At 56.2% G+C, this 14,063-nt stretch carries 13 protein-coding genes; 7 read left to right on the forward strand and 6 right to left on the reverse strand.

Annotated features, from left to right (window positions below):
• Positions 1-14 precede the first annotated feature (14 nt).
• Positions 15-425 carry a mannose-1-phosphate guanylyltransferase gene (locus AACY11_RS16930; protein WP_339433354.1) on the reverse strand — a complete coding sequence of 137 codons (411 nt, stop codon included), beginning with the start codon at positions 423-425 and terminating at the stop codon, positions 15-17.
• A gap of 44 nt (positions 426-469) precedes the next feature.
• Positions 470-1,303, reverse strand: a complete 834-nt coding sequence (gene galU, locus AACY11_RS16935; RefSeq protein ID WP_339433353.1) for a UTP--glucose-1-phosphate uridylyltransferase GalU — start codon at positions 1,301-1,303, stop codon at positions 470-472.
• 390 nt (positions 1,304-1,693) lie between these two features.
• On the opposite strand from galU, the gene galE reads away from it, so the two are divergent.
• From galE to AACY11_RS16965, 6 genes are all read left to right on the forward strand, one after another.
• Entirely contained in the window at positions 1,694-2,710 is a 1,017-nt protein-coding gene (gene galE, locus AACY11_RS16940; RefSeq protein ID WP_339495365.1) for a UDP-glucose 4-epimerase GalE, read from the forward strand.
• 231 nt (positions 2,711-2,941) lie between these two features.
• Positions 2,942-3,178, forward strand: coding sequence for a hypothetical protein (locus AACY11_RS16945; RefSeq protein ID WP_129394762.1), 237 nt, complete (start codon positions 2,942-2,944; stop codon positions 3,176-3,178).
• 144 nt (positions 3,179-3,322) lie between these two features.
• Positions 3,323-4,384 (forward strand): polysaccharide biosynthesis/export family protein, encoded by a 1,062-nt coding sequence (locus tag AACY11_RS16950; RefSeq protein WP_339495367.1) that lies wholly within the window; start codon positions 3,323-3,325, stop codon positions 4,382-4,384.
• Positions 4,385-4,395: 11 nt separating this feature from the next.
• Positions 4,396-5,061, forward strand: coding sequence for a YjbF family lipoprotein (locus AACY11_RS16955; RefSeq protein ID WP_339433350.1), 666 nt, complete (start codon positions 4,396-4,398; stop codon positions 5,059-5,061).
• Positions 5,058-5,819 (forward strand): capsule biosynthesis GfcC family protein, encoded by a 762-nt coding sequence (locus AACY11_RS16960; protein WP_401160224.1) that lies wholly within the window; start codon positions 5,058-5,060, stop codon positions 5,817-5,819. Before AACY11_RS16955 ends, AACY11_RS16960 begins: the two co-directional genes overlap by 4 nt.
• A complete protein-coding gene (locus AACY11_RS16965) occupies positions 5,816-7,894 on the forward strand; it encodes a YjbH domain-containing protein (protein ID WP_339495369.1) in 2,079 nt (692 codons plus the stop codon). Before AACY11_RS16960 ends, AACY11_RS16965 begins: the two co-directional genes overlap by 4 nt.
• 285 nt (positions 7,895-8,179) lie before the next feature.
• Here AACY11_RS16965 and AACY11_RS16970 read toward each other — a convergent pair whose 3' ends face one another.
• The 3 genes from AACY11_RS16970 to AACY11_RS16980 all read right to left on the reverse strand — a co-directional run bounded on the left by AACY11_RS16970 (position 8,180) and on the right by AACY11_RS16980 (position 11,618).
• The gene (locus AACY11_RS16970; protein WP_339433347.1) at positions 8,180-9,574 is read right to left on the reverse strand and encodes an undecaprenyl-phosphate glucose phosphotransferase; all 1,395 of its coding nucleotides are present in this window, start codon (positions 9,572-9,574) and stop codon (positions 8,180-8,182) included.
• A 391-nt stretch (positions 9,575-9,965) separates the two neighbouring features.
• The gene (locus AACY11_RS16975; protein WP_339433346.1) at positions 9,966-10,607 is read right to left on the reverse strand and encodes a winged helix-turn-helix domain-containing protein; all 642 of its coding nucleotides are present in this window, start codon (positions 10,605-10,607) and stop codon (positions 9,966-9,968) included.
• A gap of 270 nt (positions 10,608-10,877) precedes the next feature.
• Positions 10,878-11,618, reverse strand: coding sequence for a winged helix-turn-helix domain-containing protein (locus AACY11_RS16980; protein WP_339433345.1), 741 nt, complete (start codon positions 11,616-11,618; stop codon positions 10,878-10,880).
• A gap of 503 nt (positions 11,619-12,121) precedes the next feature.
• On the opposite strand from AACY11_RS16980, the gene AACY11_RS16985 reads away from it, so the two are divergent.
• The gene (locus AACY11_RS16985; protein ID WP_339433344.1) at positions 12,122-12,955 is read left to right on the forward strand and encodes an undecaprenyl-diphosphate phosphatase; all 834 of its coding nucleotides are present in this window, start codon (positions 12,122-12,124) and stop codon (positions 12,953-12,955) included.
• Between the two features lie 49 nt (positions 12,956-13,004).
• Here the strand turns inward: AACY11_RS16985 and dusA are convergent, their stop codons facing one another.
• Complete coding sequence (dusA, locus tag AACY11_RS16990; protein ID WP_339495371.1) at positions 13,005-14,015, reverse strand: tRNA dihydrouridine(20/20a) synthase DusA; 1,011 nt, start codon at positions 14,013-14,015, stop codon at positions 13,005-13,007.
• Positions 14,016-14,063: the final 48 nt, after the last annotated feature.

A 14,063-nucleotide genomic window follows, 5' to 3' on the forward strand; every position in this document is an offset into this window, starting at 1 on the left:
GAAACGTTGTGTGTTCAAGCTTTTTCGAACGCATCCAACTGACTCAACAGTTCGGCGGTTTTCTGCGGCATCAACCGCGTATCACAACGGGTTTCCACGTTGATGATGATCCCTGGATCGTTGCAGCAGATGCGTACGCGAAAGCGCCAGTCGCTGAGTATCACTTTCAGGCCATCGCGGTCATCCATCTCCAGTGCCTGCTCACCATAGATGCTTTTCAAATGCGCGAGCAGGGGATAGGGATCGGACATCGACCGGCGAATATCACCGGACGAAGGAAACATGCCGATGCGCTCAACCAGCAAAATCGTGCCCAGCCACGACTCATTGGCGCTGGGCAATGGCTGATGGCGTGACAACCAGCTCATCACCCCTTGGTTGCCCACTTCTCGTTCAATGTCTGCCGAATGTTGTGCAATGTTCATGGTTGTCTGCCTGAAGTGGAGAGTGGGCGGGGGATGTGGCCGGTTCAGCGGCCCTTGAGGTACACGTTTTCATAGCAGAAGTTGGTCGCCTGCAGATACCCTTCGGCGTCGCCGCAGTCAAAGCGCAAACCCTTGAATTTGTAGGCCAGCACGCAACCGTTCTGCGCCTGTTTCATCAACGCGTCGGTGATCTGGATCTCGCCACCTTTGCCTGGCTGGGTGTCGGCGATCAGGTCGAAGATGTCCGGTGTCAGAATGTAGCGGCCGATGATCGCCAGGTTCGAGGGGGCGTCCTGCGGCGCAGGTTTCTCCACCATGTTGTTGACCCGGTAGATGCCATCGGAAATCAACTCACCGGCGATCACGCCGTATTTGTGCGTCTGGTCGGCCGGGACTTCCTGGATGGCGACGATCGAGCAGCGGAATTTTTTGTAGAGCCGGATCATCTGGCTGAGTACGCCGTCACCTTCCAGGTTCAGGCACAAGTCATCGGCCAGTACCACGGCGAACGGTTCGTCGCCGATCAGTGGCCGACCGCTGAGAATCGCGTGGCCCAGGCCCTTCATTTCCACCTGGCGGGTGTAGGAGAAGGTGCAGGTGTCGATCAGCGCTCGGGTGCCGGCGAGGAATTTTTCCTTCTCGGTGCCGCGAATCTGGTGTTCGAGTTCGTAGCTGATGTCGAAGTGGTCTTCCAGCGCACGCTTGCCGCGGCCAGTAACGATGGCCATGTGTTGCAGACCGGCGTCCCGCGCTTCTTCAACGGCGTACTCGATCAACGGCTTGTTGACGATCGGCAACATTTCCTTGGGCATCGCTTTAGTGGCCGGCAAGAAACGCGTGCCATAGCCGGCAGCGGGGAACAAACATTTACGAATCATAAAAGTATCCTGGACAGTCATGGAACACAGGCGACGATGGCAGGCCATAACAAATGGCTGCAAGTTTCAATGATGATTGAAGGTCTACTTTAATACCTGAGTCAGGTTGTTAATGGCAATGAATCGAGGGGGTAAAACATGGCAATGTTATGAGATGTCGGTCAGCGCGTTATTAGTTATTTTTAGTCGGTATCTGTTGATAGTGACAAGCACACTTGCAGTGCTAATAAGTACCGGGCAATAGAGTGTGACCTGCAAAGATATTTATTGCCAGTCATTGAACCAGTTTTGTTTTCGGTTGTTGTCGCCTTGTTTGTGTGGTGTACCACACAAAATCCAACAATGAGGCTTGACACGCTACTTGGCACTTATTCAATAACGGACCGCGCTATGAAAATTCTGGTAACCGGTGGTGCCGGCTATATTGGCTCGCACACCACACTTGCGCTGCTTGAAGCAGGTTATGAAGTTGTCGTGCTGGATAATCTGTGCAACAGCAGTGAAGCGGCGTTGCATGCGATAGAAGCCATCTGCGGCAAAAGTGTCTGGATGATTCGAGGCGATGTCTGTGACAGAGCCTTGCTCGACCGGATTTTCCGCGAGCACGCGATCGAGGCCGTGCTGCATTTTGCCGGGCTCAAGGCGGTGGGCGAGAGCGTGCGCAAGCCGCTTGCGTATTACGAAACCAACGTCAGCGGCAGCATCACGCTGTGCCAGGCGATGGCAGCGGCGGGGGTGTTTAACCTGGTGTTCAGCTCATCGGCCACGGTGTATGGCGAGCCTGAGCAAATGCCGATCCGCGAAGATTTCCCCACCGGCAATCCGACCAATCCCTACGGCCAATCCAAGCTGATCGTCGAGAACGTGCTGCGCGACCTGTGTCAGTCCGAGCCGCGCTGGAGCATCGCCCTGTTGCGTTACTTCAACCCGATCGGCGCCCACGACAGCGGCCATATGGGCGAGGACCCCAGCGGCATCCCCAACAATCTGCTGCCCTACATCAGCCAGGTGGCGGTCGGTAGCCTGCAAGAGTTGTCGATCTTCGGCGACGATTACCCCACCGTCGACGGCACGGGCGTGCGCGACTACATCCATGTCGTCGATCTGGCGGACGGGCATTTGAAGGCCTTGCAGTCCATCACCGGGCGCACCGGCATTCATACCTGGAACCTGGGCACTGGTGACGGTTACAGCGTGCTGCAAGTGCTGCACGCCTTCGAGCAGGCGAGCGGGCAGCCCGTTCCGTATCGGGTCATGCCGCGTCGCTCGGGCGATATTGCCGAGAGCTGGGCCGATGCCTCCAAGGCGGCGAGAGAACTGGGCTGGAAAGCCACGCGCAACTTGCAGGACATGGTCACCGACACTTGGCGCTGGCAATCGAATCATCCCAAGGGTTACTTGCGATGATGGCTATTTAACCCAATGTTATTTTCAGTCAGGTTGTTAGATAACGTCGGGAAATTACACTGGCAATGCTTATTGCAAGTCCGTAGATATAAACCTGCCGTTCGACTTTTATCAGTTGGGTAAGACTGTGAAAGAACAACGGATCTTGTTCGCGCTTTTTGCGGACTTGAACTCTACCACCTCTAGCACACACCCGATTTCGATCAGGTTGAATGTTAGAAAGGAGTTGATATGAAAAAAGTGATGGCAATTGCCCTGTTGACGATGTTGAGCAACTGGGCAGCCGCCGCTGAAGCGCCGCTGACAGCGGTAACCAATGTAGGTGGCAATGTAGCGGCTTCTCAAGCGCCTGCAGCCAGTACTGCAATGGTTGCCAGTGCTGTAGCGGCGTCCAACAGCGGTGGCAGTGCCAACGGCGGTACCACCGGTACGACGGGTACCACCGGTACCACCGGCACGCACAACTAACAGGAACATTTGTTAGTGCAGTACAAGGTCGCCCGACGTAAGTCGGGTGACTTTGTTTTTGGATTCGCCCTTGAATAGCGTAGTGCCATTATGACTCGTAGTTTTTCTCTTTTAATGTTGGCAAGTCTCGCTTTGCAAGGTTGCATGTTTTCCCCCGGCCAATACCTGAGCACCGGTGACATCACCCGCCAAGGGGCCAGTGAAAGTAGCCGGGTCGAGCTGATTCCGATCACCCCCAAACTGATTGCCATGAACCGCGCCACGCAAAAGCGTGAGCCGGTGCCGGCGGCACTGTTGGCAACGCCGTCCGAGTACCTCATCGGCAACAACGATGTCTTGTACATCACGGTGTGGGATCACCCAGAGCTGACGGCCCCGTCCGGCGCGCAACAACAGATCGACGCCAATGGCCGTCTGGTGCGTTCCGATGGCACGCTTTATTACCCCTACATCAAGGAAGTCCAGGCCGCCGGGCGAACCATTCAGCAACTGCGCTCAGACATCGAACAGCGGCTGTCGGCCTTCATCGCCGAGCCGCAAGTGGATGTCGCGGTGTTGCGTTTCGCCAGCCAGAAAGTCGTGGTGACCGGCGCGGTGACCAAGGCCGGCCCACAAGCGATTTCCACCACTCCACTGAGTGTGGTCGAGGCCCTCGGCTCAGCCGGCATCGACACCAACAACGCTGACTTGTCCGGCCTGTTGCTGACGCGCCATGGGCAAACGTATCCGCTCAATCTCGACTCGCTCAACCAGCCGGATTCCGAGTTGCAGAACGTCTACCTCAAGGGTGGCGATAAGCTTTATCTGCCGTACAACGACAACAAGCGCATCTACGTCATGGGAGAGGTCAATCAGCCCCGTGCACTGAGCTTCAAGACCTCGACCATGAACCTCTCGGACGTGCTCGGCTCGGTCGGAGGCTTGAGTCAAACCACCTCCAACGGCAACGCGGTTTACGTCATTCGCGGGGTGGAAAACCTCGATGTCGAGCCGGCGAAGATCTACCAGTTGGAGGCCCAATCGCCGACCGCCATGGCGCTCGCTTCGCACTTCCAGGTGCGTCCTCAGGATGTTGTTTATGTCGGACCTGCCAACGTGACTCGCTGGAACCGCTTCATCAGCCAATTGGTGCCATCGGCATCGATTGTCGGTACGGGCGCTTCCGCTGCGAAGAACTGGAGCGAATACAGTAGCAACACCAAATAAGGCCGCCGACTGTGAACACCTTGAAAGTGGGCGTCTGCCTGATAGCGGCCACGTTGTTGTGTGGCTGCAACCCGTTGATGAGCGCTTCGTTGAACAACCTCAAAGCGGCGGTCATCGGCCCGGATGAAGTGGACGTGTCGGCGGCCGAAGTGGCCGGGGTCAATTATCCGCAACTCAAACTGACCACGCCGTCCGGCTCCGGGGTGCTGGCGCTGGTGCGCGAGCGTGAGGATCTGCAGTTCTGGGTCGCCTCCGGCAAGCAGGTGTTGCTGCTTCGTAACGGCCTCGCCGTGCGCAGCGTTGGCCTGGGCCTGGAGGGCGATCTGGATGGCATGCGTCAGTCCGACGATTCGCCGTTCAAACAAGGCCTGCATCAGGTTGCGGACGGCTACACCACGCGGCGCTGGATCGACCTCTACAAAGGCCAGGAGGTCGGCGTCATCGTCAACAGCCGCTTCTCCCGCCGATCCACGCAAACCCTCAGAATTCTTGATAAGGACTACACCGTGCTGCGTGTCGATGAGCAGATTGATGCCCCGGCCATCGGCCTGCGGGCGACCAATCGTTATTGGGTCGATCCGCGTGACGGTTTCATTATGCAGAGCGAGCAACAACTGACCTCGCAGTTACGCGTGAAGATTGTGCAACTGACGCCTGACCGCAGGCACATCCCGTGAAGCGGCTCGGTATGTTATCGGCGAGTCTGATGTTGATCAGCGCAATGAGCCACGCCGCCGTCACCGTCAGTGGCGATGTCGCCAATCCCGGGCCGGTCGAGTTGCCGGCGAATGGGCGCTTGCTCGATGTGATCAACGAGGCCGTGCCCAATGCCGAGGGTTATTGGCTGGCGGGTGTGCTGCTGCGTCAGTCACTGCTGCAAGAGCAGGCGCGGCTCAAGGCCGGTGTGCTGTTTGATCTGGATGTGTTGCGGCGTATGGCCTTGCTCTTCGATCGACCGGGTCGCGCAGCGCTGGCTGCGCGGTTGATCGAGGACGTTCGGCAGATGCCGGTCACTGGCCGGCAGATCGCCGATCTTGATCCGGTGGCATTGGAAGTTGGCTTTGCGCGCAACATTCGTCTCGACAACGGTGATCGGCTGATCTACCCGAAGCGGGTCGACGAAGTTGAAGTGCTTGGTGCAGTCGCCGAGCCTTGCCACTTGCCGTATCAGCCCTTGCAGGAGGCTCGCGACTACCTGCAAGACTGCACGATTCTGGCCGACGCCGAGGCCGACTATCTGTGGCTGATCCAGCCCAACGGCACTTCGCGGCGCGTTGGCATTGCCCACTGGAATCGCGAAAGCGGCCAGCTTCCCGTTGCCGGCAGCAAGATTTTTGTACCGGTAAAAAATGATGATCTTGATCCGCCTGTTCCTGAGCTGAATCAGCAGTTGGCTGAATTGATTGCCACGCAGTTGGTTGAGGTGGTTCGTTGAATTTACGGTTTGCAGCTGTGTTGTTATTGCCATGCGGGTTGGTTCATGCCGAGCCGCGCATTACCCAGAATGACTTCGGTGGCACGGGGCTGTTGCAAACGCCGACGGCGCGCATGGCGCCGGCCGGCGAGTTGAGCGTCAACGCCAACCGCACCGAGCCTTACAGCCGCTACAGCGTTTCGTTGCAGCCGCTCGATTGGCTCGAAGGTTCCTTTCGCTACACCGCAATCACCAACCGGCCATACGGCTCCGAGGCGCTGAGTGGCAGCCAGAGCTATAAGGATAAGGCGGTCGACGCCAAGGTCCGGCTGTGGCAGGAGAGTCATTGGGCGCCCGAAGTGGCGCTGGGCTTCCGGGATATCGGGGGTACGGGTTTGTTCTCCAGTGAGTTTTTCGTCGCCAACAAGCGCTACGACAACTTCGATTTCAGCGCCGGTATCGCGTGGGGCTATATCGGCAATCGCGGCGACGTCGACAACCCGTTGGGCTACGCCGATGACCGTTTCAAAACCCGCCCGGCAACTGAAGGTACTGGTGACGTCAACGCCGGTTCGTACTTTCGCGGCAGCCCCTCGCTTTTTGGCGGCGTGAGCTACCAGACGCCCTGGGATCGCCTCAGCCTGAAACTCGAATACGAAGGCAACGATTACAAAAGCGAACCGAAGGACAACGTGATCAAACAGGACTCGCCGATCAACCTCGGTGCGGTGTTCAAGGTCACCGATTCGATCGACCTCAGTGCAGCGTGGGAGCGTGGTAATACAGCGATGTTTGGCGTGACGTTCCACACCAATTTCGTCAGCCGCAAAGCCCCGGCCAAAACGTACGATCCCACTCCAGAGCCGTTGCCGGCAAAAATGCCGACCACGTCGATGGAACAGGTCAATTGGGCCGACGTGTCGCAACGCCTGCAGCAGAATGCCGGCTATAAGGTCGAGCGCATCAGCCAGCGGGATTCCGAGTTGATCGTGTATGGCGAGCAACAGCGCTACTTCCATTCGTCCAAGGCGGTCGGCCGTGCGAGCCGGGTTCTCGACAACAGCGTCAACGACGACATCGACTGGTTCACCCTGGTCAACAAACGCTACGACCTGCCGCTGGAAGAAACCAGCGTACCGCGCCAGACCTTCCGTGAAGTGATCAACAACGAAGAGCCGCTGGAGTCGTTGCACCGCACCACCGAGATCAACCCGGCGATGCCGCGCAACGAGAAGACTCTCTACACCGAAGCACCGCAGCACTTCAGTTATGGCGTTGGATTGGGCTTCAAACAGAACGTTGGCGGCCCCGATGGTTTGCTCTATCAGTTCAGTGCCGATGCGGACGCCGAATACCGCTTCAACCGCAACACCTGGTGGAGCGGCCTGCTCAGCGCCAACCTGGCGAACAACTTCGACAAGTTTTCCTACGATGCGCCGAGCGGCTTGCCGCGCGTGCGCACGGATTTACGTCAATACCTGACCACCTCCGAAGTGACCATGCCGTTGTTCCAGGTCAGCCATGCCGAACAGTTGGATAAAGACCTGTATGGCATGGTGTACGGCGGGTATCTGGAGTCGATGTTTGCCGGGGTTGGCGGGGAAGTACTGTTCCGTCCGACGGGTGAGCGTTGGTCGGTGGGAGCGGATCTCAACTACGTGCGTCAGCGCGATTTTGATCAGGGCTTCGCGCTGCGTGACTACTCGGTAGTGACCGGGCACATCACGGGCTACACCGACCTGCCCTACGACACGCTGGCGGCCGTCAGCGTCGGCCGATACCTGGCCGGCGACTGGGGCGGCACGCTGGACATCTCGCGTGAGTTTTTCAACGGCGTACGCTTTGGGGCCTGGGCGACGATCACCACCGCCGGCAGTGCCGAGTACGGTGAAGGTAGCTTCGACAAAGGCATCTACCTGTCCATTCCGTTCGACGAAATGATGAGCATGTCCACCATGCGCCGCGCCAACCTGGTGTGGGCGCCACTGACTCGTGACGGTGGCGCAAGGCTCAATCGCAGCTATCAATTGCACTCAATGACCGATAGCCGGGAAGGGGACATGTTCTATCGCAACTTCGAGAAGATCACCGAGTAACCCTCGCTAAACCGGTGGGAACCCCTGTGGAGCAGGCTTGCTCGCGACGGCGTCGGCACATCCAGCATTAATGTTGCCTGACCCACCGCCATCGCGGGCAAGCCACGCTCCCACCGTGTTATCTGCCGAACCCCAACCCCGCTGCCCGCCGAGAATCCCTGTGGGAGCGGGCTTGCTCGCGAAGGCGTCGGCACATTCAACATCGATGTCGCCTGCCCCCCCCAAAAAAAACAAAAGGCACAAAAAAGGGGACTTTCGTCCCCTCGCGGTGTTAAGCCCTCAACCTCAGTAAATATCCTTCGACAGCAGTGTAAACGGTGTCTTCACCAGGATCTTCAGATCCAGCCACAATGACCAGCTATTGATGTATTGCAGGTCGATCTCAACACGCTTTTGCATCTTGTCGATGGTGTCCGTCTCGCCTCGGCAGCCGCTGATTTGAGCAAGCCCGGTGATCCCCGGTTTAATCCGGTGACGCGCCATGTAGGCAAGGATCTTCCCCGAGTAAAAATGGTTGTGCGCGACAGCATGGGGACGCGGCCCCACCAGGGCCATATGCCCTTGCAGCACGTTGAACAATTGCGGCAACTCGTCCAGCGATGTGCGACGGATAAAGCGGCCGACCGCCGTAATACGCGAGTCGTTACGGCTGGCCTGTTTCACTTCATGGTCATCGTGCATACGCATCGAGCGGAACTTCCAGACCTTGATCACCTTGCCGTTCCAGCCATGGCGATCCTGCTTGAAGAACACCGGGCCGGGCGAGTTGAGTTTGACCGCCAGCGCAATGACCAGTAGCACCGGACTCAGCAGGATGATGGCCAGCAGCGCCACACTTTTCTCCATCAGGCTTTTGCTCAGGGCCGCCGTCGGGCGGCTGGTCAGCGGGCTCTCGTTCAGGTAGATCGCCGGCAGACCGTCCACGACTTTCACCGAGTGATTGAGCAGCGTCAGGCTGTTCAGATCCGGCACCCAGACAACGTCCACGTTGGCCCCCAGTAAATCGACATACATCGCTTCGATTTTCGCCGCTTCGCACAGCGGCAGCGTGATGTACAAGCGGCGGATGTCATGGGCCTCGATCAGCGTCAGCAACTCTTCCTGAGCGCCGACGATGCGCGGTGCGTCCGAGTCCAGGGCCGGCAGATCACCGTTGCTGACCAGACCCACCAACGGCAGGTTCTCCAGTTGGTTGAGCTTCTTCGCCAAGCCCAGTGCCAGTTCGCCTGTTCCTACAATCAGGGTCTTGTGCTCGCTTTTACGTGAGCGCTGATAGAACTTCGAAAACGCATGCAGCGGCGCGTACAGCAGTGCCTGACCCAGGAAGCCATACACCGCCCAACTCAGAATTACCTGTCGTGAGAAGAGTTCATCGGCCTTGCAGACAAAGGCGATGAAGGCCAGCGCCGCCATGGTCATGGACCAGCCCATCAACAGCCGACCCAACCCGGTCAGGTAATTGTCGCGTTTGCGATAAACGCCGCTAAACGTGTAAGCCGGGACCGAGGCCAATACCGCCAGCGTTGCGCACATTCGGTAGTAGAACGCCACGGTACCGGTGTGCTGTTCAGCGAGCATGAACAACAGCGTTACAACAAAGCCCTGTGCCAGCGCCCATTGGCCCCAAAAGGTCAGTCCTTTGAGGCCTGCGCTTCGATTGATACTAAGAGAAAGATCCATACGATATCCCCAAAAGACGTCCATTCAGGTTTCAACAGTTGAAAACCGAGTTGTTAGTCAGAGTTATTGTTTTTGTTTTAACGAGTGTCCTGAGGTAACAACGTCGATAGGCCGAACTGTCGTCAATCAATAGACTAAGTTATTGTCGGGGATGGTGTCTGACGAGTTCTAACAAGGTGGCATAGTGCCAACTTTTTAATAATTAAATAGAGGGGTGTTAGAAAAGGTCGTGGAGGAGGGGGTGAATAGGTGATGTCGTTTTTGTTACTGTTGTCGGGGTGGAGGCAGGGATGTCTTATTTGGCGAAGGGAGGTAAAGTCAAACAGAGTGCTCTTCTTGTTTTTGTAATCGCACTGTTATCTGTTTGCTTTGTATGGAGCGGTCGCCGTGTTTACGCGACGATTTCCTGGATGAGGCAATAACCGCGATTTCTTACGGCACGGAACAATCGCTCACCCTTGCTGGCGCTTTTGAATTTGTCTTGCAGGCGACTCAGGCACATTTCCAGGCCGCGATACTGCTCCGGCTCTCGGCCGATGCTGAGGATCAGGTCATCGCGACTGACAACACGCTCTTCATGGTTAAGCATTTTCTTGACCAATGCTGTTTCCAGGCCAGTCAGACTGATTTCGACGCCTTCTTTGCTCAGTGCGCCCTGATCATCATCAAGATGCCAGGTTTCGCTGCAAGGCGTGTCGTCCATGATGACTGGAGGCGTGTTTGCCGGAACGCTGTGAAATGGATTCGCCGACTGTGCAGCCAGCCATTCGGACTCAAGAGTGGCCAATATTCGCTGTGTGTCATGTTCAATCGTGCGGGCGACGTTTCTTCGGGTGCCGTTTGCGTAGGTGAACTCCATCAGCATGGGGGCGGAAGAGGGCGAAGTAGCACCTTCAATAAACATTTGTGCCTGAGACGTACCAAACGAATTGAAGCGCTTGCTGGACAGCATGCTCTCAAGTTCACGCTGAGAACTTGTACTGTGAGTCACGACAACAAAATATTTTCTTGGGAGGGTTGTACTAGTTTCCATGTCTCTCTCCTAAATACACACCAAAAATGGCTAAAAGATAAATCGGCAGGCGAGCAATGACTTCCTTGGAAGTAATCGATAGGCAGGGTCTGGGCCCAATGATAGCTCTCGATGAATTCCACTCGATCTGCTGCTATGTTGTTGAATTTATTATTATGTTGGCGTGCTCATTCAAGCGCTTTGTTATTAGTAGGCGTGAGGTATAACTAGAGCTATATGGTTGCATCAGACGATCCTTCGTAAGTATGCAAAAGGGAGGGTGCCCTTGAGTCAGGCAGTCGATATCAGACCGCGCATCAGGCGATAGCCGTAGCCGCGGATGCTCTGAATCGCGTTCGTACCATACATGTCCTTGATTTTTCCACGCAAGCGGCTGATTGATTTTTCCAGCGCCCTGGGATCGTAGAAATTGGTATTGAGCCCCATGATATCGGCGATTTCATCGTGGCTGAGGATGTGATTACTGGTTTGCGCAAAGGCTTCCAGGATCTTCATTTCAGCGAAAGAAATATCCAGCTTCTTGCTGGTATCCATCAGGCAGATACGAGTGGGGTCGAGTGTCAGATTGACTTCTCTTTGCCATTCTTCACTGTTGAAGAATTCGCCAAGTGACTCGGCGCCATCGTCGCAAGGAGTGTTGACCTTGATACAAAAGTCCGCCCCGGCTAGAAAATACTTGATCTTGTTGAAGGCGCCGCGACCGGTGATGACCGCACAAATGATAGGTTTCAAGTTGTCAGTGCGCAGGCTCTCCACCAGCGCAAGATTCTCTTCAAGAGCCTGGGGGCTGTCGATGACAATGAAGATGGCTCGATACGAACCAGGGTGTTCATTCTGCTCATATGAACTAGTGTAGGCGTTGGCATCCAGTGCCATATCGCTTCGTATGTGCCGGGCGATCAGCGCTCTAAAGTGTTCAGCCACGCCACGGGTTCGACCCAGAGTGAGAACGCCGGGTTCGTCGTTTGTCGGGCGCGGACTTCTAGTCGCCAAGTTCCCTGAGAGCATCATGCATTGACTCGAATTAAGTGCTGACATCGGGATGTTAAAGCACTAATTCTCATCTGTGACTGACAATTGGTAACATTCACGCGATTTTTAGACGTGGCTCCCGAGTTTTATAACAATAATTAAGCATTCCATGCTTTTAGTTGATTTTCTCGAGGTGCTGAACTAGCTGCCAGATGGTGGCAATATGAAATTGTGCCACTATTTTGAATCAGTGGCCATTACTGGCCTGTGTCCTTTTGCCATTATCTAGCCATCGAAGAGAGTGTGATATTGATCACACTTTTCCCGGTTGGCAAACTTTTTCTATTAAAGTGCCTGAATATTTTTCGAGTAGTTCGTACGCGGACGATTACTAACATGGCTTGAGTGTGTCTTTTGATAAGGCATATTCTGCGTCGCCTACTCAGCAATGGGACGATACGGCAATTGTTTCAATACCGATACTCAATTTCTGAGTGCAGTTTTAACGGGTCGCTCGCCACGAGCACTCTGACGGAGGATTAATGGATTTCTGGACCCTTTTCCAGGTGTTGATATTAGGTGCGGTAGAGGGCCTGACCGAGTTCCTGCCTATCTCAAGTACCGGCCACCAGATTATCGTCGCCGACTTGCTGGATTTCGGCGGCGAACGTGCGATGGCCTTCAACATCATTATTCAACTGGGGGCCATTCTTGCCGTCGTCTGGGAGTTCCGGCCGAAGATCTTCGCCATCGCCAAAGGATTGCCCACTGAGCGTAATGCTCAGCGCTTCACCCTCAACTTGTTGATCGCCTTTCTCCCCGCCGTTGTACTGGGAGTATTGTTCGCTGACAAAATCCATCAATACCTGTTCAACCCCATCACCGTCGCTGTGGCTTTGGTCGTCGGCGGTGTTGTGATGCTGTGGGCCGAACAGCGTAATCACGTCGTGAGTGTCGATCACGTCGACGACATGCACTGGTCTGACGCGCTAAAGGTCGGTTTCGTACAATGCCTGGCGATGATTCCAGGCACCTCGCGCTCCGGCTCGACCATCATCGGCGGCCTGCTGTTCGGTCTGTCGCGCAAAGCCGCCACCGAGTTCTCGTTCTTCCTCGCCATGCCGACCATGGTCGGCGCTGCCGTGTACTCTGGCTACAAGTACCGCGACCTGTTTCAGCAAAGTGACCTGCCAGTCTTCGCCCTCGGCTTCGTTACTGCGTTTGTTTTCGCGATGATCGCCGTGCGCGGCCTGCTCAAGTTCATCGCCAACCACAGCTACGCCGCGTTCGCCTGGTATCGGATCGCGTTTGGCTTGCTGATACTGGCAACGTGGCTGTTCGGCTGGGTGAACTGGACGGAGGCAGCGGCGGGATGAGGATCAAGCCAGGCGAATCAGCTCGCCTGGCCAGTTTGAGGGGAGGGCATCAACGGCCTTCAAGCAACTCCGCCGCCTGATCCAGCAACGCCAGCGGATCCTTGGCCTTGTGAATATCCACCGACAACAACTGACGAAACTTGCGCGCCCCCGGGAACCCGGTGCCCAAGCCCAGCACATGCCGCGTGATGTGATGCATCGAGCCACCGGCTTGCAAATGCTCGGCAATATAAGGCCGCAACTGCGCCAGCGCCTCAGCGCGGCTGATCACCGGCGCTGAACTAGCAAACAACTGCTGATCCACCTCCGCCAGCAAATACGGATTGTGATAAGCCTCACGCCCTAGCATCACCCCGTCGAAGGTCTGCAAATGCTCATGGCAAGCCTCTATCGTCTTGATCCCGCCGTTCAGCACAATCTCCAACGCCGGAAAATCCGCCTTCAACTGCGCGGCAACGTCATAGCGCAACGGCGGGATGTCGCGATTTTCCTTCGGCGATAACCCCTCCAGAATCGCAATCCGCGCATGCACTGTAAAACTGGTACACCCGGCATCCCGCACCGTCCCGATGAAATCACACAACTGCTCGTAACTGTCGCGCCCATTGATCCCGATCCGATGTTTCACCGTCACCGGAATCGACACTGCATCGCGCATCGCCTTCACACAATCGGCCACCAGTTGCGGATGCCCCATCAGGCACGCACCGATCATGTTGTTCTGCACACGATCGCTTGGGCAGCCGACATTGAGATTCACCTCGTCATAACCGTGTTCCTGGGCCATCCGCGCGCAAGCGGCCAGATCCAGCGGAACGCTACCGCCCAACTGCAACGCCAGCGGATGCTCGGCTTCGTTGTGACGGAGGAAACGTTCGTGATCGCCGTTAAGGAGCGCGCCGGTGGTGACCATCTCGGTGTAGAGCAGGGCGTTCTTCGACAGCAGGCGTAGGAAGAACCGGCAATGGCGGTCAGTCCAATCCATCATGGGCGCAACGGAGAACCTTCTAGACAGCGTAGAGCCGGTGTTTGTTGGGTATGTAGCTGATTTATGTACCATTTTGCTCTACGTGTTCTAGGCCGATTTCAGGGGGTAAATAGGCGTTTT

The sequence above is a fragment of the Pseudomonas sp. RA_105y_Pfl2_P56 genome, from assembly GCF_963970845.1.
Taxonomy (GTDB): domain Bacteria; phylum Pseudomonadota; class Gammaproteobacteria; order Pseudomonadales; family Pseudomonadaceae; genus Aquipseudomonas; species Aquipseudomonas baetica_A.

What these genes read in the sequence shown, in the direction of transcription:
- AACY11_RS16930 (WP_339433354.1), bottom strand. Translation starts at nt 425, where the DNA reads ATGAACATTGCACAACATTCGGCAGACATTGAACGAGAAGTGGGCAAC.
- galU (WP_339433353.1), bottom strand. Translation starts at nt 1,303, where the DNA reads ATGATTCGTAAATGTTTGTTCCCCGCTGCCGGCTATGGCACGCGTTTC.
- galE (WP_339495365.1), top strand. Translation starts at nt 1,694, where the DNA reads ATGAAAATTCTGGTAACCGGTGGTGCCGGCTATATTGGCTCGCACACC.
- AACY11_RS16945 (WP_129394762.1), top strand. Translation starts at nt 2,942, where the DNA reads ATGAAAAAAGTGATGGCAATTGCCCTGTTGACGATGTTGAGCAACTGG.
- AACY11_RS16950 (WP_339495367.1), top strand. Translation starts at nt 3,323, where the DNA reads ATGTTTTCCCCCGGCCAATACCTGAGCACCGGTGACATCACCCGCCAA.
- AACY11_RS16970 (WP_339433347.1), bottom strand. Translation starts at nt 9,574, where the DNA reads ATGGATCTTTCTCTTAGTATCAATCGAAGCGCAGGCCTCAAAGGACTG.
- AACY11_RS16975 (WP_339433346.1), bottom strand. Translation starts at nt 10,607, where the DNA reads ATGGAAACTAGTACAACCCTCCCAAGAAAATATTTTGTTGTCGTGACT.
- AACY11_RS16980 (WP_339433345.1), bottom strand. Translation starts at nt 11,618, where the DNA reads ATGATGCTCTCAGGGAACTTGGCGACTAGAAGTCCGCGCCCGACAAAC.
- AACY11_RS16985 (WP_339433344.1), top strand. Translation starts at nt 12,122, where the DNA reads ATGGATTTCTGGACCCTTTTCCAGGTGTTGATATTAGGTGCGGTAGAG.
- dusA (WP_339495371.1), bottom strand. Translation starts at nt 14,015, where the DNA reads ATGGTACATAAATCAGCTACATACCCAACAAACACCGGCTCTACGCTG.